This window comes from Martinezella sp. CNPSo 3890 (assembly GCF_057784455.1).
The window spans coordinates 1-19,733 of record NZ_JBXSOR010000022.1 but is presented as its reverse complement, the minus strand read 5'-3'; the positions used below and the strand labels follow the sequence as shown (position 1 = coordinate 19,733).

Annotated in this window: 20 protein-coding genes; 15 read left to right on the top strand and 5 right to left on the bottom strand. The window is 59.9% G+C overall.

Annotated elements, in window-relative coordinates; genetic code table 11:
• The first annotated feature begins 64 nt into the window (after positions 1–64).
• Positions 65–538: a BA14K family protein gene (locus AC13RC_RS30740; protein ID WP_488559497.1), complete on the top strand. Its 474-nt coding sequence runs from the start codon at positions 65–67 to the stop codon at positions 536–538.
• A 75-nt stretch (positions 539–613) separates the two neighbouring features.
• On the opposite strand, the gene AC13RC_RS30735 is transcribed toward AC13RC_RS30740, so the two are convergent.
• On the bottom strand, positions 614–1,534 hold the full coding sequence (locus AC13RC_RS30735; protein ID WP_488559496.1) for an oxidoreductase: 921 nt from the start codon (positions 1,532–1,534) through the stop codon (positions 614–616).
• 217 nt (positions 1,535–1,751) lie between these two features.
• Here AC13RC_RS30735 and AC13RC_RS30730 point away from each other — a divergent pair, with 217 nt between their 5' ends.
• From AC13RC_RS30730 to AC13RC_RS30710, 5 genes are all read left to right on the top strand, one after another.
• Positions 1,752–2,399 carry a class I SAM-dependent methyltransferase gene (locus AC13RC_RS30730; RefSeq protein WP_488559495.1) on the top strand — a complete coding sequence of 216 codons (648 nt, stop codon included), beginning with the start codon at positions 1,752–1,754 and terminating at the stop codon, positions 2,397–2,399.
• 59 nt (positions 2,400–2,458) lie between these two features.
• Complete coding sequence (locus AC13RC_RS30725) at positions 2,459–3,103, top strand: TetR family transcriptional regulator (protein ID WP_145633471.1); 645 nt, start codon at positions 2,459–2,461, stop codon at positions 3,101–3,103.
• A gap of 212 nt (positions 3,104–3,315) precedes the next feature.
• On the top strand, positions 3,316–4,197 hold the full coding sequence (locus AC13RC_RS30720) for an aldo/keto reductase (RefSeq protein ID WP_488559494.1): 882 nt from the start codon (positions 3,316–3,318) through the stop codon (positions 4,195–4,197).
• A 562-nt stretch (positions 4,198–4,759) separates the two neighbouring features.
• Entirely contained in the window at positions 4,760–6,052 is a 1,293-nt protein-coding gene (locus tag AC13RC_RS30715; RefSeq protein ID WP_371865516.1) for an alpha/beta hydrolase, read from the top strand.
• Positions 6,053–6,222: 170 nt separating this feature from the next.
• Positions 6,223–7,260 carry a 4-hydroxyproline epimerase gene (locus AC13RC_RS30710; protein WP_488559493.1) on the top strand — a complete coding sequence of 346 codons (1,038 nt, stop codon included), beginning with the start codon at positions 6,223–6,225 and terminating at the stop codon, positions 7,258–7,260.
• 212 nt (positions 7,261–7,472) lie between these two features.
• Here the strand turns inward: AC13RC_RS30710 and AC13RC_RS30705 are convergent, their stop codons facing one another.
• Together AC13RC_RS30705 and AC13RC_RS30700 are read right to left on the bottom strand one after the other, a co-directional pair.
• The gene (locus AC13RC_RS30705; protein WP_488559492.1) at positions 7,473–7,907 is read right to left on the bottom strand and encodes an RbsD/FucU family protein; all 435 of its coding nucleotides are present in this window, start codon (positions 7,905–7,907) and stop codon (positions 7,473–7,475) included.
• Positions 7,891–9,138 (bottom strand): ROK family transcriptional regulator, encoded by a 1,248-nt coding sequence (locus tag AC13RC_RS30700; protein ID WP_488559491.1) that lies wholly within the window; start codon positions 9,136–9,138, stop codon positions 7,891–7,893. The genes AC13RC_RS30705 and AC13RC_RS30700 overlap by 17 nt, the downstream gene beginning before the upstream one ends.
• A 244-nt stretch (positions 9,139–9,382) precedes the next feature.
• Between AC13RC_RS30700 and AC13RC_RS30695 the strand changes: the two genes are divergently transcribed.
• The 6 genes from AC13RC_RS30695 (at position 9,383) to AC13RC_RS30670 (ending at position 15,593) form a co-directional block, all read left to right on the top strand.
• The gene (locus AC13RC_RS30695; RefSeq protein WP_488559490.1) at positions 9,383–10,408 is read left to right on the top strand and encodes a substrate-binding domain-containing protein; all 1,026 of its coding nucleotides are present in this window, start codon (positions 9,383–9,385) and stop codon (positions 10,406–10,408) included.
• A 174-nt stretch (positions 10,409–10,582) separates the two neighbouring features.
• Positions 10,583–11,647 (top strand): ABC transporter permease, encoded by a 1,065-nt coding sequence (locus AC13RC_RS30690; RefSeq protein WP_488559489.1) that lies wholly within the window; start codon positions 10,583–10,585, stop codon positions 11,645–11,647.
• The gene (locus AC13RC_RS30685; protein ID WP_488559488.1) at positions 11,623–12,432 is read left to right on the top strand and encodes an ATP-binding cassette domain-containing protein; all 810 of its coding nucleotides are present in this window, start codon (positions 11,623–11,625) and stop codon (positions 12,430–12,432) included. Before AC13RC_RS30690 ends, AC13RC_RS30685 begins: the two co-directional genes overlap by 25 nt.
• On the top strand, positions 12,429–13,061 hold the full coding sequence (locus tag AC13RC_RS30680) for a nucleoside triphosphate hydrolase (protein WP_488559487.1): 633 nt from the start codon (positions 12,429–12,431) through the stop codon (positions 13,059–13,061). The genes AC13RC_RS30685 and AC13RC_RS30680 overlap by 4 nt, the downstream gene beginning before the upstream one ends.
• Positions 13,062–13,203: 142 nt before the next feature.
• Positions 13,204–14,244, top strand: coding sequence for a dihydroorotase (gene pyrC / locus AC13RC_RS30675; protein WP_488559486.1), 1,041 nt, complete (start codon positions 13,204–13,206; stop codon positions 14,242–14,244).
• 197 nt (positions 14,245–14,441) lie between these two features.
• Positions 14,442–15,593, top strand: coding sequence for a GGDEF domain-containing protein (locus tag AC13RC_RS30670; RefSeq protein WP_113332086.1), 1,152 nt, complete (start codon positions 14,442–14,444; stop codon positions 15,591–15,593).
• Between the two features lie 38 nt (positions 15,594–15,631).
• Here the strand turns inward: AC13RC_RS30670 and AC13RC_RS30665 are convergent, their stop codons facing one another.
• Together AC13RC_RS30665 and AC13RC_RS30660 are read right to left on the bottom strand one after the other, a co-directional pair.
• Positions 15,632–16,111 carry an anthrone oxygenase family protein gene (locus AC13RC_RS30665; RefSeq protein ID WP_442966480.1) on the bottom strand — a complete coding sequence of 160 codons (480 nt, stop codon included), beginning with the start codon at positions 16,109–16,111 and terminating at the stop codon, positions 15,632–15,634.
• Positions 16,108–16,938: an NmrA family NAD(P)-binding protein gene (locus AC13RC_RS30660; protein ID WP_488559485.1), complete on the bottom strand. Its 831-nt coding sequence runs from the start codon at positions 16,936–16,938 to the stop codon at positions 16,108–16,110. The genes AC13RC_RS30665 and AC13RC_RS30660 overlap by 4 nt, the downstream gene beginning before the upstream one ends.
• 99 nt (positions 16,939–17,037) lie before the next feature.
• Here AC13RC_RS30660 and AC13RC_RS30655 point away from each other — a divergent pair, with 99 nt between their 5' ends.
• The 3 genes from AC13RC_RS30655 (at position 17,038) to AC13RC_RS30645 (ending at position 19,517) form a co-directional block, all read left to right on the top strand.
• On the top strand, positions 17,038–17,688 hold the full coding sequence (locus tag AC13RC_RS30655) for a TetR/AcrR family transcriptional regulator (RefSeq protein WP_488559484.1): 651 nt from the start codon (positions 17,038–17,040) through the stop codon (positions 17,686–17,688).
• 126 nt (positions 17,689–17,814) lie between these two features.
• On the top strand, positions 17,815–18,513 hold the full coding sequence (locus AC13RC_RS30650) for an orotate phosphoribosyltransferase (RefSeq protein WP_113331999.1): 699 nt from the start codon (positions 17,815–17,817) through the stop codon (positions 18,511–18,513).
• 77 nt (positions 18,514–18,590) lie between these two features.
• Positions 18,591–19,517, top strand: a complete 927-nt coding sequence (locus AC13RC_RS30645) for a carbohydrate kinase family protein (protein WP_488559483.1) — start codon at positions 18,591–18,593, stop codon at positions 19,515–19,517.
• Positions 19,518–19,733 lie beyond the last annotated feature (216 nt).

The window sequence follows — 19,733 nt, the reverse complement described above, 5'->3', positions numbered from 1 at the left end:
TGAAAGATTTTCAATCATTGCGCGTTGTTCATCAGTATTACGACTCGATAGGAGGAGAAGAGCTGTGAAACGATTCCTGACAACCGTAACAGTGACTGCCCTGAGCGCCCTGCTTGCGGTAGCGTCTTTCGACCCCGCGGCCGCTGCACCGATTCAGCCGCTGATCCAGCCGGCAATCCAGCAGACCGACAATCAGCCCGCTGGCCTGACCGAAGTTCAATATCGCCACAACAACAGGCACTATCGCGGGCGTCACCGTCCGCATTATCGTCCTCACTACCGTCCGCATCATCGCCCGGGTTATTGGCATGGCCATCGCGGCTATCGCTATCACCGTCCGGGCTACCGGCGCCATGGGGGCTGGTGGTATCCGATGGCCGCCTTCACCGCTGGCGCGATCATTGGCGGAGCCGTTTCGCAGCCGCCGCGCGGCAGTGCGCATGTCCGCTGGTGTGCAAGCCGCTACAAGACCTATCGTGCATCGGACAATACCTATCAGCCGACCAATGGTCCGCGCCGCCAGTGCGTCAGCCCGTAATGCGAAATAGATCGAAATCCCTCTCCGTTTCGCGGAGAGGGATTTCTTTTCAGACCGTCGCGGGAAGGGGTGTCTTCAACCGGTCAACTGTTCGGAGACGTCCCACAACCGCCGCCAGATCGCCTGATCACGGGCATGAGCGGCAATCTTGGCACGCACCGGCGGACCTTTGAGCTCATAGAAACCGTTCGGACCATACATGGCGCCGCCTTCCGCCGTAGGCGAGGTGGCCGCAAAGAGGGTCGGGAGGGCGCCGGCTGCTGCCGTATGCGATAGAAGCGGCCCCAGCAATTTTGTCGCGATTTCGAAACTGCCGGCCCGATCACGGCCCATGCGCGGACCCGTGGTCTGCAGGCCGGTCGCGGCATAGCCGGGATGAGCGGCAACGCTTTTCAGCTTCCAGCCTTCGGCGCGGGCGATGCGATCGAGCTCCAGGCTGAACAGCAGCGTTGCCAGCTTCGATTGGCAATAGGCGGGCCAGGGACGATAGCGCTTGCGCCACTGCAGATCGTCGAAATTGATCCTGCCGCTGCGATGCGCCAGGCTGCTGACCGTGACCACTCGCGGATTTTCCGCCGCAGAAACCTTTGGCAGCAGCCGCATCGTCCAGGCGAAATGGCCGATATAATTGGCGCCCATCTGCATTTCGAAACCATCTTCGGTCTCATGCCGGTCCGGGATGGCCATGACACCGGCATTGTTGATGAGCAGATCGATATGCGGCAGTCTATCGGCAATGCGGGTTGCCGTGCGCGCGACGGAATCGAGGCTGGCAAGATCAAGCGCTTCAAATGTCACGTCTGCGCCCGGTGTCGCCGCACGGATCTTGGCGAGTGCCTCATTGGCTCTGGCCTCGTTTCGTGAGGCGATGACGACCTTTGCGCCGGCGCCTGCCAGAGCCTTTGCTGCTTCGTAGCCTATACCGCTGTTGGCGCCTGTAATGACTGCGATGCGGCCCGTCTGCGGCGGAATATCTTTTATTGTCCAGTCTGGCATTGCGGAGCTCCTGTGAAGAGATTTTGGCATTGCCCATTGTATCTGGTGATTTCTACACTAAATGCAAGTTTGCAATAAGTGAAAATATGTAAGCGCAAAATATGCGATGATGCTTGCATATCAATGGCTTTCGACGGTCTAATGGCGTGGCATGCCTTCGAATTGCCACGCTGTTCGGCCCTCATAAAATTATGTGACCGAAGATTGGATTTGCGGAATGACGACAAAGACCTCATGCGCTGATTTTGTGCAGTTCTTCCGCTCCTGGGTCAGCGATCCCCTGCGTGTTGCGGCTGTGGCGCCCTCCGGTGAGAGGCTGGCAAGGCTGATGACCCAGGAGATCGAGCCGTTCGATGGTCCGATCCTCGAACTCGGTCCGGGCACCGGCGTATTCACGCGGGCGCTGCTGGCGCGTGGCGTCCCCGAAAGTGCGCTGACACTCGTCGAATTCGGCGAGGAGTTCGCTGTCCGCCTGCGGGAGCGTTTTCCGGCGGCGCGGGTGGTGCATATGGATGCGGCGCAGCTCGGCCGATGCGGACTTTTCGATGACGCGCCTTTCGGCGCCGTCATCAGCGGCCTGCCGCTGCTGTCCATGCCGCCCTCCAAGGTCGTGGCCATTGTCGGTGGCGCCTTTGAAACGATGAAGCCGGGAGGAGCTTTCTATCAGTTCACCTACGGCCCGCGCTGTCCGGTGCACAAACCGATCCTTGAAAGCCTGGGGCTTACGGCAAAGCGCATCGGCGGTACGGTGCGCAACATTCCGCCGGCCGGCGTCTACAGGATATCGCGGCAAAATCCTCTGGAGCTCTCGATTGCTGGCTCCAAATATCGTAGCACCGGAGAGAATGCCGGAATCAGCGCTTAGGCGCCGGAAGCCGGCAAGGCCGATTTGGGGCGGCCCGAAGTGAGTTCCGGGGGTAGCGGATGGCGAAAAAGCCGGATGTCGATAGCGCGGTGAAGGAAGGCCGGCGCGAACGCAAGCGTCGTCAAACCCGCGAACGCATCGAATCCGCCGCCTTGCGGCTGTTCCTCGAGCGTGGCTTCGAGGCCACCACCATCGAGGACATCACGGAAGCTGCCGATGTTTCCAAGCGCAGCTTCTTCGATTATTTCCCCAGCAAAGAAGATGTGGTCACCGCCTGGCAGGATGGTTTTGCCCGCGAGCTGATCGGCGCGGTCGCGGCGCAGCCCGAAGATGTTTCGATCGTCGACGTCATCGAGAGGGCTGTTAATTCTGCCCTTCGTGCTGCCATCGCCGATCCGCAGAGCCTTGCTCTGGCTGCCCTGATTCACAATACGCCGACGCTTCAAGCACGCGACCAACTCAAATATGCCAAGCTGGAGAAGAAGCTTGCGGATGCACTGTTTGCCCGTGGCAGCGGCAGCGAGGAGGAGCGTCTTCGTCTTGGCATGCTTGCGGCGGCGGTCGTGACGATGCTGCGCATCGGCAGCGAGCGCTGGATGCAATCTCCGCAGGATGTTTCCGTAGAGCAGTTCGCTCGTAACCTCTTCGATGAGCTTTGGGCCACGCTTGCCGATCTCGGCAAACAGGTGCAACGGCGTACATGACGGCACCTGGCTAGACTAAGGGAAACCGTCCTGATCGGTCGCAACGCATCGCGTATCGATACATTGCATATGCCGCGATGCAGACCCATCTAGTATCGGATCGCGACTGTATCTCTCCCTCGCGAAACCCTCGATTTGCCCCTCGAATCTCGGCTCCCCTCGGATGCCGGAAACGCCAGCCACATTTCAGATCAGCAAAAGGGACTATAACCATGTCAGAATTCGACGCAGCCAAGTCCGGTCAGTTCAAGATCGGCGGTGACCTTCCCGTTCATCGTCTCGGTTTCGGCGCCATGCGCATTACCGGCGCCGGTATCTGGGGTGAGCCAGAGGATCATGACGAAGCCGTCCGTACGCTGAGACGCCTGCCGGAACTCGGCATCAATTTCATCGATACGGCCGATTCCTATGGTCCGGATGTTTCCGAACGTCTGATCAAGGAGGCTCTCCATCCCTACGGTCACGGCCTCGTGGTCGCGACCAAAGGCGGTTTGACCCGAACCGGCCCGAATGTCTGGGTGCCCGTGGGTCGCCCTGAATATCTGATCCAGCAGGCGCACAAGAGCCTGCGCAACCTCGGCGTCGATCGCATCGATCTCTGGCAACTGCATCGCATCGATTCCAAGATACCGGCGGCGGAGCAATTCGACGCCGTGAAATCGTTGCTAAGTGACGGCATCATCCGTCATGCAGGCTTGAGCGAAGTCTCTGTTGCCGACATCGAAGCCGCATCGAAGCATTTCAAGGTCGTGACGGTGCAGAACCGTTACAATCTGGTCGATCGCACCAGCGAAGACGTGCTCGACTATTGCGAAAAGCACGGCATCGGCTTCATCCCATGGTTCCCGCTGGCCGCCGGCGACCTTGCCAGGGAAGGCTCGCTGCTCGATACCATCGCGAAGAAGCACAATGCCGCTCCGAGCCAGATCGCACTTGCCTGGGTGCTGAAGCGCAGCCCCGTAATGCTGCCGATCCCTGGAACCGGCAAGGTCAAGCATCTTGAGGAAAATACCGCAGCGGTCGATATCGTTCTGTCCGACGAGGAGTTTGCTGCGCTCGATGCCGAGGGCAAGAAAGCCTTCAAGGCCGCATAAGCCGAAATTCGTTCGTCCGGTCGGCGGTTGCTGACCGGACAAGCGTCGGCGAGGGTGCTTTCCCATGCAGAAACGCCGATCACGATCACGTGAATCTCAGGATTTACCTCGATAACGACTGCAAAATAGGCGTTGGAACCTCGGAAATGCCGGTGCTATGCGATATTTTTGGAATCTGCGGAGAAAGCAATGCGCTCATTGCATTGCTGCAATGCGAAAGATGATCTGTTCATGCTGTCGCGAACATTATATCTACTCCCTCGAAGGCAGCGCACTCCTCCTCCCAGCGCTCCTTCAATGATTGGCAACACTCCTCCTCCTCCCAGTTGCCAATCCGGATCAAGAGCCCGATGCATCCTCCTCCCGCATCGGGCTCTTTTTTTATTTCCAGTCGGATCATCAGTTAGCGGTGTTGGATGATTGCGTTGCGCCTTTGCAATGCTGTCGCGAATTAGCATTGCGTCATGAGCCAAAGAACCGCTGGAGTCGCTTGCGCCGTGGACATGCATGCGTAGAGTGGCGCGACGTTACGGCGGTAAGGAAGGGTTGCATGATGCAGCGCATGGCGGGTTCGGACCGATGGGGGAAGCTGTTTTTCCGAACTGTAGCTGTCGTTGCCACATTGTCGCTGGCCGGATGCGGCCGTCCCATCGGGGTTATGCAGCCCATCAGTGAAAACGTGCCTGGCACATCCAAGGTCGATCTCCTCGTCGCGACGACACGCCTGCCGGACAAGGACCCGGCCATTCTGTTTTCCGGCGAGCGCGGGCCGGGGCTCAAGGTGGATGCCGTCAGTGTTTCCATTCCGCCGGAGGCCAATCGCAAGGTCGGTCAGGTGCAGTGGCCGAGCCGTCTGCCAGGCGATCCGTTGAAGAATTTCGTCACGACGGCCGTCAAGCCTTTGGCGACGGAGGCGGACGGGCGAGCCTGGGTGCATGCGGAACTGCCGAAAAACAAGCGTGTGCTGATTTTCGTGCATGGCTTCAACAACCGCTACGAGGATGCCGTCTACCGCTTCGCGCAGATTGTTCACGATTCGCACGCCGACGTCGCGCCGATCGTGTTCACCTGGCCGTCGCGCGCCAGCATTTTCGATTATGCCTACGACAAGGAGAGCACCAACTATTCCCGCGACTCGCTTGAGGAATTGTTGCGTCGCGTTGCGGCCGATCCTGCCGTTGGTGATATCACTGTCATGGCGCATTCGATGGGCAGCTGGCTCGCGGTCGAATCGCTGCGGCAGATGGCGATCCGCAATGGCCGCGTCGCGCCAAAGATCAAGAACGTCATCCTGGCGTCGCCCGATCTCGACGTCGATGTTTTCGGGCGGCAGTTCGCCGCACTCGGCAAGGACAAGCCGCATTTCACCCTGTTCGTCTCGCGGGATGACCGCGCGCTTTCCCTCTCAAGGCGCATCTCCGGCAATATCGATCGCCTCGGTCAGATCGATCCCACGGCCGAGCCCTATCGCAGCGAGCTGGAAAAACAGGGCATCACCGTGCTCGATCTCACCAAGCTCAAGACCGGCGATGGCCTCAATCACGGCAAGTTCGCCGAAAGCCCGGAAGTGGTGAAGCTGATCGGCGCGCGGCTGATTGCTGGCCAGACGATCACCGATTCCGATGTCGGCATCGGCGATGCCGTCGGCGCAGTTGCTATGGGTGCTGCCCAGACCGTCGGCAGTGTCGCGGGTGCTGCCGTCAGCGCCCCGATTGCCATTTTCGATCCTCGGACGCGGGCGAATTACGGCGAGCAATGGCGTCGTGTCGGCGCGTCGGCGAACAATACCGTCGGCTCGCTCGGCGATAGCGTCGAGGCGACCGGCAACAATGTCGGCGACGCATTGAAGCAATAGCGCTCTCGCGGCATCTCCCTCAGCGGAGGTGTTTCAGCGCCGCCGCAAAATGCCATAGCCACGCCGCTCGATCTGATATATCAGAGAACTGTGCATGGCGCTCGGTTCACCCGCCAGAATGCCCGCGTTGGCGGCGACATGACGCAACACGTCCGATGGGAGCCTGTGAAATGAGATGGAAGCGCACGATCCAGCTGCTGGATGTCCACTGCGAAGGTGAAATCGGCAAGGTTGCCATCGGCGGCGTCCCGAAAATCCCCGGCAACAGCATTGCCGAGCAGCTGCATTGGCTGAACACGGATCCGAAGGGTCAGGAACTGCGGCGCTTCCTTGTGCTGGAGCCGCGCGGTGCGCCGATCGGCTCCGTCAACCTGCTGTTGCCGGCTAAGCATCCTGAAGCCGATGCCGGTTTCATCATCCTGCAGCCGGATCAGGCACATGCAAGCTCCGGCTCGAACTCCATCTGCGTGACCACCGCTTTGCTCGAATCCGGCATTGTCGAGATGAAGGAGCCTGAAACCGTCGTCACGCTCGATACGGCCGCCGGTCTCGTGCGCGCGACTGCGACCTGCCGCGACGGCCGCTGCGAAAAGGTGCGTCTGACTATGGTGCCGTCCTTTGTGCATGAGCTGGATGTCGAGCTTGAGACGCCGCAATGGGGCAGGATCAAGCTCGATCTCTGCTATGGCGGGATTTTCTATGCGCTCGTCGATGTCGGCCAGATCGGATTGAAGATCGAAAAGGCCAATGCAGCCGCCCTCGTGCAGGCCGGCATGATCCTCAAGGAAGCGATCAACCGGGCGATGACCGTGGTCCATCCGGAAATCCCGGCGATTTCGGGCGTCGCCTATGTCATGTTCCGCGATATCGACGCCGATGGCGCGATCCGCACCTGCACGACCATGTGGCCCGGCCGCGCCGACCGTTCGCCCTGCGGCACCGGCAATTCCGCCAATATGGCGGCGCTGCATGCCCGCGGCAAGGCCAAGGTCGGCGATGTCTTTAAATCCCGCTCGATCATCGGTTCGGAGTTCGAGGTAGGCCTGCTGGCGGAGACCGAAGTTGCCGGCAAGCCGGCCGTCATCCCGACCATCACCGGCCGCGGCTTCACCTTTGGCTTGAGCCAGGTGGCGCTCGATCCCTTCGACCCGATGGCGGAAGGTTTTGCCATGACGGATGTCTGGGGACCTTCGGCGGGGGATATTTGAGGGATCGCGAAGAGATTGTTGTAACATCGTTCCGAGAATATTGCCCCTCACCCTAACCTTCTCCCCGCAGGCGGGGAGAGGGGATTAGTCCTGTATTCTCGTCTGAGTAAAGTGTGGGAAGGAAGGCTGCGGTTGCGCCCATCTCCTTCTCCCCGCATGCGGGGAGAAGGTGGCCGAAGGCCGGATGAGGGGCCTTTGACCATGAACCGGATCTATCCCTTCGGATAAATCACACCCTTGCGCAGAATGATGTTCCCATAGAGCCGGGGCTCGCTGGTCTGGATCAGCGCATGTGCCTGCTGTACCCGTTCATAGAATTCCGCCGGCAGTAACGGCACGACATTCATATCTGGCACATGCCGGGCACAGCACTCGATCATCTCCGCATGAACGGGGTCGACGGCCTCGCGGTCCTGCTTGACGGTTGCCCGGAAAATCGCCTGCGGCACGAAATCGTCGATCGGCAGCACGCTTAGCACTGCATCGAGCACGGGAATGACGCCATGGCCGTCGAGGCGGATGAGGCGGCGTCCATGTTCGAGACCGGGATAATTGCCGTCGACAAGGGCGATCTCGTCGCCGTGGCCCATGGCGCGTAGCGTCGCCAGAAGTTCCGGGCTCAACAGCGGGTCAATGCCCTTCAGCATGCTCAATCTCCTTGAAAAGAACGTTTTGGTCGATGAGGTAGCGCGCGAAGATCGGCAGGCTGGCGCCGCCGATGGCGCGGGCCTGCGGCCCCACGGCGCCCTCGATGATCTCGGGCATGACGACACCTTGAAGATCCAGTTCCGCCGCTGCCTTGATGGTTGCGCGCACCACGCGTTCCCGCACCCAGCCGGGAAAGCCGCCATCGATGACGGCGGCGCTGAAATCGAGAACCGAGGCGGAGGCAACGATCGCTTGTGCCAATGCCTTGGCTGTATCCTGGATCCAGATCTCCAGCGGCTCGCCGAAATCGATCCAATTATCCGCCGAATACCAAAGAGGGCGTGGATCGAAACCATGATCCCGCAATAGGTTTTCCAGCACGAAGATCGAGGCGATTTCCAGAAGCTGCCGGTTCTCGCCGTTGCGGCCGCGCACGGGCAGAGGGCCGAGCGCGCCGGCCGTCCCGGTCCGGCCAACAAAGACGGATGAATTGAGGACGATGCCGCCGCCGATGAAGGAACCGATGAAGAAATAGACGAAATCAGGATAATGCGGGCCGACGCCGAAGACCAGCTCGGCACCGCAGGCGCTGGTGGCGTCGTTCTGCAGGAAGACGGGATAAGCGACGCGCGAGGCGATTTCGGTTCTCAGATCGAAGCCGCGCCAGGCATCCATCGCACCGGGCGGGGCGCCTACCTGCTCGGCCCAATTCCAGAGCTCGAAAGGTGCCGCGACACCCATTCCGGCGATCTTACGGCGCTGATCATCATGGAGGCGTCCCTCCAATTCCTTGATGCCGACCGTGACGAAGGCGATGATGTCTTGTGGCAGCGGATATGGGTAGGTCTGATGCAGCTGCATCCTGATGCCGCCGACAAAATCCATCAGCACGAGGTCGGCGCTGCGCCGACCGATCTTGACGCCGAAGGAGAGCACCGCATCCGGGTTGAGTCGCATGGGAATGGATGGCTGGCCGACACGGCCGCGCACCGGAGCATCGCGGGACAGCAGCCCGTCCTTCTCCAGCGCGCGCATGATGACGGAAACTGTCTGGGCCGAAAGCCCGCTGCGCCGCGCGATATCGGCCTTCGACAGCGCGCCGTGACGGCGAACGAGCGAAAGCACGAGCCGCTCGTTATGGGCGCGCACGCCAAGCTGGTTCGCGCCCCCGGAGGGGTCGAGAATCGCCGGTGTTGTGGGTGTGTCCTCCGGGTCCTGCACGAGAGACATGGGCCTGCTCCTTCCATCATGGCCATGCCTGATTTTTTTCAAGAATGCCACATCGAATTAATAATTCAATCCGATTTATTTATTGACAGCTGGAAATCTTTAGGTTCAGATATGGGAGTAGGAGATGCGCATATGGCCGTGGAGGAGGTCCACTGGAAATAATCCGACAGGCATGGCGCGTCTTCAAGCCGGGTTGAGGCCCGGGACTGCCGGAAGGTCCGGCTTTAAACATCGGGAGGATTGAATGAAGAAATCTGTTATTTCCGCAGCCGTTGCCGCTCTGGCGTTCGGCGTTGCTTTTGCCGCACCTGCGAAGGCTGCCGGCGTATCCGCCTGCCTCATCACCAAGACCGATACCAATCCCTTCTTCGTCAAGATGAAAGAGGGCGCGACCGCCAAGGCCAAGGAACTCGGCGTGACGCTGAAGTCCTATGCCGGCAAGATCGACGGCGACAGCGAAAGCCAGGTCGCCGCGATTGAGAGCTGCATCGCCGACGGCGCGAAGGGCATTCTGATCACCGCTTCCGACACCAAGGGCATCGTCTCCACGGTCAAGAAGGCGCGCGACGCCGGCCTGCTGGTCATCGCGCTCGACACGCCGCTGGAGCCGGCCGATGCCGCCGACGCCACCTTCGCCACCGACAACCTGCTCGCTGGCAAGCTGATCGGCCAGTGGGCCAAGGAAACGCTGGGCGACAAGGTTAAGGATGCCAAGGTCGGCTTCCTCGATCTGACGCCGTCGCAGCCTTCCGTCGACGTTCTGCGCGACCAGGGCTTCATGATCGGCTTCGGCATCGACCCGAAGGATCCGAACAAGATCGGCGACGAAACCGATCCGCGCATCGTCGGTCATGACGTGACCAACGGCAACGAAGAGGGCGGCCGCAAGGCCATGGAAAACCTTCTCCAGAAGGATTCCAGCATCAACGTCATCCACACGATCAACGAGCCAGCTGCTGTCGGTGCCTACCAGGCACTCAAGGCCGTCGGCCTCGAAAAGCAGGTGCTGATCGTGTCCGTCGACGGCGGCTGCCCAGGCGTCAAGTCGGTCAAGGAAGGCGTGATCGGCGCCACCTCGCAGCAGTATCCGCTGATGATGGCCGCCCTCGGCGTCGAGGCGATCAAGAAGTTCGCCGACTCGGGCGAAAAGCCGAAGCCGACGGAAGGCAAGTCCTTCTTCGACACCGGCGTCTCGCTGGTCACCGACAAGCCGGTTTCCGGCCTGAAGTCGATCGACACCAAGGAAGGTCTCAACAAGTGCTGGGGCTAAGCCCCGCACGGGATGTGATATAGTCCCTTCGAGAGCTGCGTCATGCGCTTAGGCGGCGCGGCTCTCCTCATAGGGAGCAGACAATCGCAACAGTCACGTCGGTCAGAGTTTGATCCTGGCTGATCCCAACAGCCGGCGGTTTCCGCGCATGCAGCGCGGTGGCGGAGGAATAATATGTCCGGAGCACAGGAATTCGAACGTGTTCTCGACGGTAGCGACAAGAATGTCGCCTCGTTCGAGCATCAGAATGTCTCTCTTCTCAAGCGGGTGCAGCATTTCCTGCATTCGACGCAGGCAGCCGTGCCGCTGATCGTGCTGGTGCTGGCAATCGCAGCCTTTGGCATCGCCATCGGCGGGAAGTTCTTTTCTGCCTACACGCTGACGTTGATCCTACAGCAGATCGCCATCGTCGGCATTCTCGCTTCGGCGCAGACGCTCGTCATCCTGACCGCCGGTATCGATCTTTCGATCGGCGTGATCATGGTGATAGCCTCGGTCGTCATGGGCAATTTCGCCGTCACTTACGGCCTACCGGCGCCGATTGCCATTATCGGCGGTTTTATCGCGGGCGGCCTCTGCGGCTTGCTCAACGGTTTTCTCGTTGCCAACATGAAGTTGCCGCCGTTCATCGTGACGCTCGGCACCTGGAAGATCGTTGCGGCGATCAATTACATCTATTCAAGCAATAACACCATTCGCGACACCGACGTCGACCAACAGGCGCCGATGCTGCATCTCTTTGCCGCCAGCTTCCGCGTCGGCGGTGCCGTGCTGACGCTCGGTGTCATCGCCATGGCGCTGCTGGTCGTCGGCCTCTGGTACGTGCTCAATCATACCGCCTGGGGCCGCCACGTTTACGCAGTTGGCGACGATCCGGAAGCAGCGAAACTTGCCGGTATCCAGACCAAGAAGGTGCTTCTCGCTGTCTACGGCGTTTCGGGGCTGATCGCCGCCTTCGCCGCCTGGGTGTCCATCGGCCGCAACGGCTCTGTCTCACCCTCTTCGGCCGAGACCGATTTTAATCTTCAGGCCATCACCGCGACCGTGATCGGCGGCATCTCGCTCTTCGGTGGCCGTGGCTCGATCCTCGGCAGCTTGTTCGGCGCCATGATCGTCGGCGTCGTCTCCATGGGCCTCAACATGCTCGGCGCCGACCCGCAATGGAAGGTGCTCCTGACCGGCGTACTCATCATCGGCGCCGTTACGATCGACCAATGGATCAGAAAGGTATCGGCATGACCACGACCGTCGAACCCATTCTCACCGCTCGCGGTCTCGTCAAGCGCTATGGACGCGTAACCGCCCTCGACAATGCCGATTTCGATCTCTATCCCGGCGAAATCCTCGCCGTGATTGGCGACAACGGCGCGGGCAAGTCGTCGCTCATCAAGGCGATCTCCGGCGCAGCCATCCCCGATGAAGGCGAGATCAAGCTCGACGGGAAAACCGTTCAGTTCCGCTCGCCGATGGAAGCGCGCGAGGCCGGCATCGAGACCGTCTATCAGAACCTTGCTCTGTCGCCGGCGCTGTCGATCGCCGACAATATGTTCCTCGGTCGCGAAATCCGCAAGCCTGGTGTTCTAGGCTCGGTGTTCCGCATGCTCGACCGGTCGGCGATGGAAAAGCGCGCCCGCGACAAGCTCACCGAGCTTGGCCTGATGACGATCCAGAACATCAACCAGGCGGTGGAAACGCTCTCCGGAGGCCAGCGTCAGGGTGTGGCTGTGGCACGCGCCGCAGCCTTCGGTTCGAAGGTCGTGATCATGGACGAGCCGACGGCGGCCTTGGGTGTCAAGGAAAGCCGCAAGGTGCTGGAACTGATCCTCGACGTCCGTGCCCGCGGCCTGCCGATCGTATTGATCTCGCACAACATGCCGCATGTCTTCGAGGTGGCGGACCGCATTCACGTCCATCGCCTCGGACGTCGGCTGACCGTGATCAATCCGAAGGAATACACCATGTCCGATGCCGTTGCCTTCATGACCGGCGCCAAAGCTCCGCCGGTTGAGAACGTCGCTGCATGAGTGCTTCTCTTGACGATGTTGCCAGCGAGATCATCGCGCGCGCCGGCAACGCGAAACGCTTCCTGGTTGCGATCGCCGGTCCTCCCGGTGCCGGCAAGTCCACCCTGGCCGACAATGTCGTAAAGGCCTTGAAGGCGAGGGGCGAGAGCGCCGAAGTCCTGCCGATGGACGGCTTTCATATGGACAATGCCGTCCTGATCGAGAAGGGACTTTTGAAGCGGAAGGGCGTGCCTGACAGTTTCGATGTGCGCGCCTTCCTCGATATCGTCAAGGCCGTGCGTGCCGCCGATCAGGAGGTCCTCGTGCCGGTCTTCGACCGTTCGCGGGAGATTGCGATCGCCTCTGCCCGCATCGTCTCGGCCGATCATCGCTTCATCGTCATCGAGGGGAATTATCTGCTGTTCAGCCAGGGAAAATGGGCTGAGCTGGAAGGCATGTTCGATTATTCGATCATGCTCGCCCCACCGATGGAAGTGCTGGAAGAGCGGCTATGGGCACGCTGGCGGGGCTACAAGCTCGATGAGGAGGCCGCTCATGCCAAGGTCTATGGCAACGACCTGCCAAATGGCCGGCTGATTCTGGAGAACCGCCGCCCGGCCGACGTTACCATCGACATCGTGCAGGATTGACCATCTATCATTTAAGCGCCGTCGCGGATTGTTTTGCGGGGGCGTATGGTGCTATCGAAGCGCGATATCAAAGAGCGCGATCCCGAAGAAGCCGAGACGGTTTCCTGACGAGATTGCGCTCACATTTCCAGAGGTCGCGCCCATGCAAAAGCTCACCATCCGCCGTCCTGACGACTGGCATCTGCATTTGCGTGACGGAGCCATGCTGGAGGGTGTGATTGCTGATACCTCCAGGCATTTCGCCCGCGCCATTATCATGCCCAATCTCGTGCCGCCTGTGGTAACGACGGCGGATGCGACTGCCTATCGCGAGCGCATCCTGAAGGCATTGCCGGCGGGCGATCGGTTCGAGCCGCTGATGACGCTTTATCTTACCGAGCATACCAGCCCCGACGACGTCGAAGAGGGCAAGAAGAGCGGCCTTATCACCGCCGTCAAACTCTATCCGGCCGGCGCGACGACCAACTCGCATGGCGGCGTGCGCGATCTGAACAAGGCAATGCCGGTGCTGGAGCGCATGGCAAAGATCGGTCTGCCGCTCTGCGTTCATGGCGAGGTCACGACGCCCGAAGTGGATATTTTCGATCGCGAGGCCGTGTTCATCGAAACCGTGCTTGATCCCTTGCGCCAGCGCTTGCCGGAATTGAAGGTCACGATGGAGCATGTGACCACGTCGGATGGCATCAACTACATCAAATCGGCAAAGGCCAACCTCGCCGGCTCGATCACGACGCATCACCTGATCATCAACCGCAACGCCATCCTCGTCGGCGGCATCCGCCCGCATTATTATTGCCTGCCGGTCGCCAAGCGCGAAAGCCATCGTCTGGCGCTGCGTGCGGCCGCAACCAGCGGCGATACCAGATTCTTCCTCGGCACGGATTCGGCTCCGCATGTCGATCCGCTGAAGGAATGCGCCTGTGGCTGCGCCGGCATTTATACATCGATCAACACCATGAGCTGTCTTGCCCATGTCTTCGAGCAGGAAGGCGCGCTGGACAGGCTCGAAGCCTTTGCTTCGCTGAACGGCCCAGCCTGGTACGGCCTGCCGGTCAACGAGGACAGTATTACCCTCGTGCGCCGGCCCGAGGCTGTAACCTTCCCGGCAAAGATCGAAACTGGCGCCGGTCCGGTCACCGTCTTCGACCCGATGTTCCCTTTGCACTGGGACGTCGAGATTTAATTTCAGACTAATCTACATAAGTAAATATAAATATATAAGACGTATTGCGACACTCCATTGGTGTATGCCGGGATTTGAAACGTATATTTTGTTGAAATACATTTTCTTTATTATTTGACGTAACTAATTTGATACCCCTGACGGCCTAGCGTGGCAGCAATCCCCTGCGGTAGAAACCAAACCGTTGAAAGAGCATGATGCTGGTCGATTACAACTCGCTTCTTCTGGCCCTCGGCGTTTCCGCCTCATGCCTGGCGGTCACGTTGGTCGGAAGCTGGTTTTCGCGTCGGCCCGATACCTTCCTCCTGACGTGTTCTGCCGGTCTTGTGCCTATCGTCGGCGGCATCTTCACCTATGGCGCCTATGTTGACCATCCCAGGCCGATTTTCGCCATTTTGACGTTCGTCTTATTCTTCCTCGGCTTCGCGACGATATGGGTGGCGGGTTATCAGTTTCGCAAGGGTCGCCTTTCCAAGATCCGCTTTGCCCTTGGTTGCTTGTCTGGCATGACAGTATCGATCGGACCGATGCTTGTCGGTTACGACGGTCTGGCTTTCATCGCTGATAATCTTGTTATCTGCGTGCTGCTGCTTCTCACGGCACGCGAATATTGGCTCAGCCGGCGCGAGGCGCCGACGCCGCTTTACGGCATTACGGCGCTTTACACGCTGACGGCGATTTCCTTTGCCTTATGCGCGGCCGTGCTGATTGCCGATGGTAAGCTCGTGCTTGGTCATGCGCCGGATAACTGGGCGGAGGATGTCAGCCTCGCCGTCTGCATCGCTGGAATGACCGGGATCGGGGCTCTATCCCTCGCTTTGCACCAGTGGCGCCAAGCAGCATTTCATCGTCAGGAGGCGATCACCGATGCCCTGACCGGGCTGCTCAATCGCCGCGCGCTGTTCGATCTCTACGGCCGCCGGTCCTTCGGTCCCTCGATGGCTGTCATCATTTTCGATATAGACCGCTTCAAGACGATCAACGATCAGCATGGCCATGCCGCCGGCGATCTTGTGCTTAAGCTTTTCGCGGAGGAGCTCTCCTTCGGCCTGCGGTCGTCCGACACTGTGGCCCGCCTCGGCGGCGAGGAGTTCGCGCTCGTGCTTGACAATATGCTGCCGGGCCGGGCCGAGCAGGTCGCCGAGCGGGTGCGCGATGCCTTTGCAGCGCGAGCGATCAGCATCGAAGACAAATCTCTCGCCTGCACCGTCAGTGCCGGTATCGCGACCGGTACTGCCAAAGGGCTCGGCTTCGACGATGTGTTACGTGCCGCCGACAAGGCGCTTTACGAAGCAAAGCGAAACGGCCGCAACCGTGTGGAGGTCGCGGCCTATCTGCGAGCTGTCTAGCCGGCCGTTTTGGCTGGCGCCCCATCATTTCCAGGCTTTCAGAACATGGCCTTCACGAAGGCGCATGCGGCGAGCAGCGAGGCGACCGTGCGCACATGGTTCCATCGCATCCAGTCGCTGAGATAGGTCGACCAAAATTGTACCGCCTCGGCTGAATGGCCATCGATCTTGTCGAGCGCGTCGTTCAGCGGCACGTTGAACACCATGGTCGAAAGAAAGCTCGCGACGATATAGAGCGCGGCGCCCGTCAGCATCATCACGCTCACGCTGCCCCGCCAATGGATGATGGCCATAACGGCGATGAAGACTGACAGCGCTGCCGTCAGCAGGAACAGCACGATGAAGGGCGAACGCACGATCGTAACGTTGATCGATTGCATGGCAGCAATCCCTTGATCGACCGGAAGGCGGGCGAGGGACTGCATAACGAACGTCGAGAAGGCGAAATAGACGCCGGCGAGAAGACCGCTGCTAAGCGCGGCGATGATGAGAGCGATATTCATGATCGGAAAGGTCATGACTGGATACTCCAGATGCCGGTTGCGGCGGTTTCACGGGCGTAATCGGAAAAATCTTTAGGCTGCCTGCCGAGAATCTGCCTTATGCCGTGCATGACAGGTGAATTGCGGCCATCAAGAACCTGCGTGAAAAGCTCATGCAGAAGGTCCGTCGTCTCTCGCGGCAGGCCGTAGGCGCTCATCTCGGCGATAAAGGCGTCGATCGGAACCGTTTCGTATTCTATGGGCCTGTTCGAAGCCGTCGCGATTTCGGAAACCGCCTGACGGAAGGTTAAAGCGCGGGGTCCCGTCAGTTCGTAGGTTTGGTTGCGATGACGCAGATCGATAAGACATTCGACGGCCGCATCCGCGATGTCGTCTGCGTCGATGAAAGGCTCAGGGACATCGCCGGCCGGTAGAGCGAGCTTGCCCTGCAAAAGGCCGTCCACGAAGGCGCCCTCACTGAAATTCTGGTTGAACCAGCTGGCGCGCAGCACCGTATAGCCGATGCCGGTGGCCTTGAGTTTTTCCTCGCTGCGAACGGCTCCGTCTTCACCACGCCCGGAAAGCAGCACGATGTGTTCCACACCAGCCTCGATAGCGGCTTTTGCCAGAGCGCCGATGGTTTCTGCCGCCCAATCGACCGAAAGGTCCGGCTGGAACGTGACGTAAGCGGCAGAAGCGCCTTCCAGTGCCTGCCGCCATGTGCTGCGGTCCTGCCAATCGAAGCGTGGTGTCGTTGAGCGGGAGGCTGCGCGAGCCGCGATGCCGCGCTCTTTCAGCCGCTCGGCGACCCGGCCGCCGGTTTTTCCCAATCCACCGATGATGGCAATTGTCGAGATCTGCATTTCAAGCTCCTCCGGTGCAAAATGTGATAAATTCTCTCATTTGCGAAATGTGATAAACTCTCTTATATTGCCTGTCAACAGGCACAGGCGGGGAATGGTATGGCGCAGGAACTGATCGCGAGACGCAGGCGCAACAAGGATGAGGCGGGCACACCACGGCGCATACCCAGCCAGCAGCGCGGCCGCGAGCGCGTCGACCTCATCCTTTCGGTGGCATCCGAGCTGATTGCGAAAAACGGCAGCGATGCGCTGCGCATGGGCGAGATCGTCGAAAAGGCAGGCGTCTCCTTCGGTTCGCTCTACCAATATTTCCCCGACAAGACGGCGATCATCCGCGTGCTGGCCGAGCGCTTCAACGAGCAGGGCCGTCAATGCGTCGAAGACGAGTTGGCGACGATCAAGAGCCGCGATCAACTCCAATCCGCTCTTGGCCGCATTGTCGATGGCTACTACGCCATGTTTCTCAATGAGCCGGTCATGCGCGACATCTGGCATGCCACTCAGGCCGACAAGCTGCTGCAGCAGGTCGATGCTGAAGACATGGAATGGCATTCGCAGGCGTTTCTGACCGTCCTAAAACGCCTATGGCCGGAGCGCGACAATTCCGAACTTGCAAGAACGGCCCGATTGACCATGCAGCTCGTCGCGGCCGCGGTGCGCTATGCGATTTCGATCGAAAGAGAAGAAGGCGATAAGGTCATCGAGCTGTTCAAGGCCATGCTTCCTGCCGATCTTGGTATACTGCGCTGATTGCTTCGGCTCGCCCTGCGGGCGCCAGCCGAGAGGATATTGGCAAAAGCTTTCATACGTCTGGAAACTCGGGCCGCTTGCTGCTATTGCCGCTGGAACATTAGCGCTCGCGAAGGAGGCCCCTGCATGACCCAGATGATATTCACCGATCGCACTGTCATGGCTGAGCTGATGGCCAGGATGCTTTGGGAAATTAAGGCGGTTCACTTCAATGCCGATAAGCCCTACAAGTTCGCGTCCGGCATGGCGAGCCCGGTCTATATCGATTGCCGCAAGCTGATTTCCTATCCGCGCATCCGCTCGACAGTCATGGATTTCGCCGCAAGCCTCATCGTTCGCAATGTCGGCTTCGAGCAGTTCGATTGCGTCGCCGGCGGCGAGACGGCGGGCATCCCCTTTGCCGCCTTCCTGGCCGAGCGCCTGAACCTGCCGATGATCTATGTGCGCAAGCAGCCGAAGGGCCATGGCCGCAATGCCCAGATCGAAGGCGACATGAAGGAGGGCGCCCGCGTGCTCGTCATCGAGGATCTGACGACGGCTGGCGGCAGCATGTTCACCTTCATCGACGCGATCCGCGCAGCCGGCGGCATTGTCGATCATGGCATGGCGCTGTTCTATTACGGCATCTTTCCCGAGGCGGTCGAACGCTTTGCCAACCGGAAAGTCAGCCTGCAATACATCACGACCTGGCGCGAAGTGCTCGCCGTCGCCAAGGAGCAGAAGCTGTTCGACGACAAGACGCTGGAAGAAGTCGAGGCCTTTCTCAATGCGCCGCTCGCCTGGTCCGGCTGGAATGGCGGCATTTCGGAGCTGCCGACAAACTGACACTTTGCTTTTGCATTGAATCTATCTAATCGATTTATGTAACTGGATAAGACAGACGCGCTCTTTGGGAGGCCGGAATGATATTGTGCTGTGGCGAAGCTTTGATCGATATGCTGCCGCGGGATACGACGCTGGGTGAGAAGGGCTTCGCCCCTTACGCCGGCGGCGCGATCTTCAACACTGCGATCGCGCTTGGTCGTCTCGGCATTCCCACGGGCTTCTTCACCGGCATTGCCGATGACATGATGGGCGAAATCCTGCGCGACACGTTGTCGGGCGCCAAGGTGGATTTCAGCTATTGCGCCATCACGCCGCGTCCAAGCACGATTGCTTTCGTCAAGCTCGTCAATGGTCAGGCGACCTATGCCTTCTACGATGAAGGCACGGCTGGCCGCATGATCACCGAGGCGGATCTCCCGACGCTCGGTACTGATTGCGAAGCTCTGCATTTCGGTGCGATCAGCCTCATCCCCGATCCCTGCGGCGCGACCTATGAGGCGCTGATGAAGCGCGAGCACCAGAGCCGCGTCATCTCGCTAGATCCGAACATTCGTCCGGGCTTCATCAAGGACAAGGCGGCTCATATGGGTCGCATCAGCCGGATGGCTGCCATGTCCGACATTCTCAAATTCTCCGATGAGGATCTGGAATGGTTCGGTATTGCTGGCAATCACGACGAACTCGCCGCCCATTGGCTGAACCAGGGCGCCAAGCTCGTCGTCATCACCAAGGGTGCCGAAGGCGCAACCGGCTATACGAAGTCGCTGAAGGTCTCGGTGCCGAGCGAGCGCGTCACGGTCGTCGATACGGTCGGGGCTGGTGATACCTTCGATGCCGGCATCCTGGCATCGCTGAAGATGAACAATCTGCTGACCAAGGCGCAGGTGGCATCGCTGAACGAGAAGGCGTTGCAGGATGCGCTTGCTCTGGGCGCCAAGGCTGCGGCGGTGACGGTATCGCGCGCGGGTGCAAATCCGCCCTGGGCACATGAGATCGGGCTGTAATCGTTTATCGGCTTTCGGAAGCGGGGAGAGTGCTGCACCCCCTCTGTCAGCGAAGCTGACAGAGGGGGTACTTTCACGACATATTCGGATAGAGCGTTCAGCCAGCAAAACCCTCCCCTTGAGGGGCAGGGCTATCGCATATGGAGGCGGATGAGCACCATAAGCTCCTTCTCCCCTTGGGGAGAAGGTGGCCCGAAGGGTCGGATGAGGGGGTTA

Excerpts from the sequence above, each read along its gene's own strand:
- AC13RC_RS30695 (WP_488559490.1), top strand. The coding sequence starts at position 9,383 with ATGAAGAAATCTGTTATTTCCGCAGCCGTTGCCGCTCTGGCGTTCGGC.
- AC13RC_RS30700 (WP_488559491.1), bottom strand. The coding sequence starts at position 9,138 with ATGTCTCTCGTGCAGGACCCGGAGGACACACCCACAACACCGGCGATT.
- AC13RC_RS30735 (WP_488559496.1), bottom strand. The coding sequence starts at position 1,534 with ATGCCAGACTGGACAATAAAAGATATTCCGCCGCAGACGGGCCGCATC.
- AC13RC_RS30715 (WP_371865516.1), top strand. The coding sequence starts at position 4,760 with ATGGCGGGTTCGGACCGATGGGGGAAGCTGTTTTTCCGAACTGTAGCT.
- AC13RC_RS30655 (WP_488559484.1), top strand. The coding sequence starts at position 17,038 with ATGGCGCAGGAACTGATCGCGAGACGCAGGCGCAACAAGGATGAGGCG.
- AC13RC_RS30710 (WP_488559493.1), top strand. The coding sequence starts at position 6,223 with ATGAGATGGAAGCGCACGATCCAGCTGCTGGATGTCCACTGCGAAGGT.
- AC13RC_RS30660 (WP_488559485.1), bottom strand. The coding sequence starts at position 16,938 with ATGCAGATCTCGACAATTGCCATCATCGGTGGATTGGGAAAAACCGGC.
- pyrC (WP_488559486.1), top strand. The coding sequence starts at position 13,204 with ATGCAAAAGCTCACCATCCGCCGTCCTGACGACTGGCATCTGCATTTG.
- AC13RC_RS30680 (WP_488559487.1), top strand. The coding sequence starts at position 12,429 with ATGAGTGCTTCTCTTGACGATGTTGCCAGCGAGATCATCGCGCGCGCC.
- AC13RC_RS30685 (WP_488559488.1), top strand. The coding sequence starts at position 11,623 with ATGGATCAGAAAGGTATCGGCATGACCACGACCGTCGAACCCATTCTC.
- AC13RC_RS30665 (WP_442966480.1), bottom strand. The coding sequence starts at position 16,111 with ATGACCTTTCCGATCATGAATATCGCTCTCATCATCGCCGCGCTTAGC.
- AC13RC_RS30725 (WP_145633471.1), top strand. The coding sequence starts at position 2,459 with ATGGCGAAAAAGCCGGATGTCGATAGCGCGGTGAAGGAAGGCCGGCGC.
- AC13RC_RS30650 (WP_113331999.1), top strand. The coding sequence starts at position 17,815 with ATGACCCAGATGATATTCACCGATCGCACTGTCATGGCTGAGCTGATG.
- AC13RC_RS30645 (WP_488559483.1), top strand. The coding sequence starts at position 18,591 with ATGATATTGTGCTGTGGCGAAGCTTTGATCGATATGCTGCCGCGGGAT.
- AC13RC_RS30730 (WP_488559495.1), top strand. The coding sequence starts at position 1,752 with ATGACGACAAAGACCTCATGCGCTGATTTTGTGCAGTTCTTCCGCTCC.
- AC13RC_RS30705 (WP_488559492.1), bottom strand. The coding sequence starts at position 7,907 with ATGCTGAAGGGCATTGACCCGCTGTTGAGCCCGGAACTTCTGGCGACG.
- AC13RC_RS30690 (WP_488559489.1), top strand. The coding sequence starts at position 10,583 with ATGTCCGGAGCACAGGAATTCGAACGTGTTCTCGACGGTAGCGACAAG.
- AC13RC_RS30720 (WP_488559494.1), top strand. The coding sequence starts at position 3,316 with ATGTCAGAATTCGACGCAGCCAAGTCCGGTCAGTTCAAGATCGGCGGT.
- AC13RC_RS30670 (WP_113332086.1), top strand. The coding sequence starts at position 14,442 with ATGCTGGTCGATTACAACTCGCTTCTTCTGGCCCTCGGCGTTTCCGCC.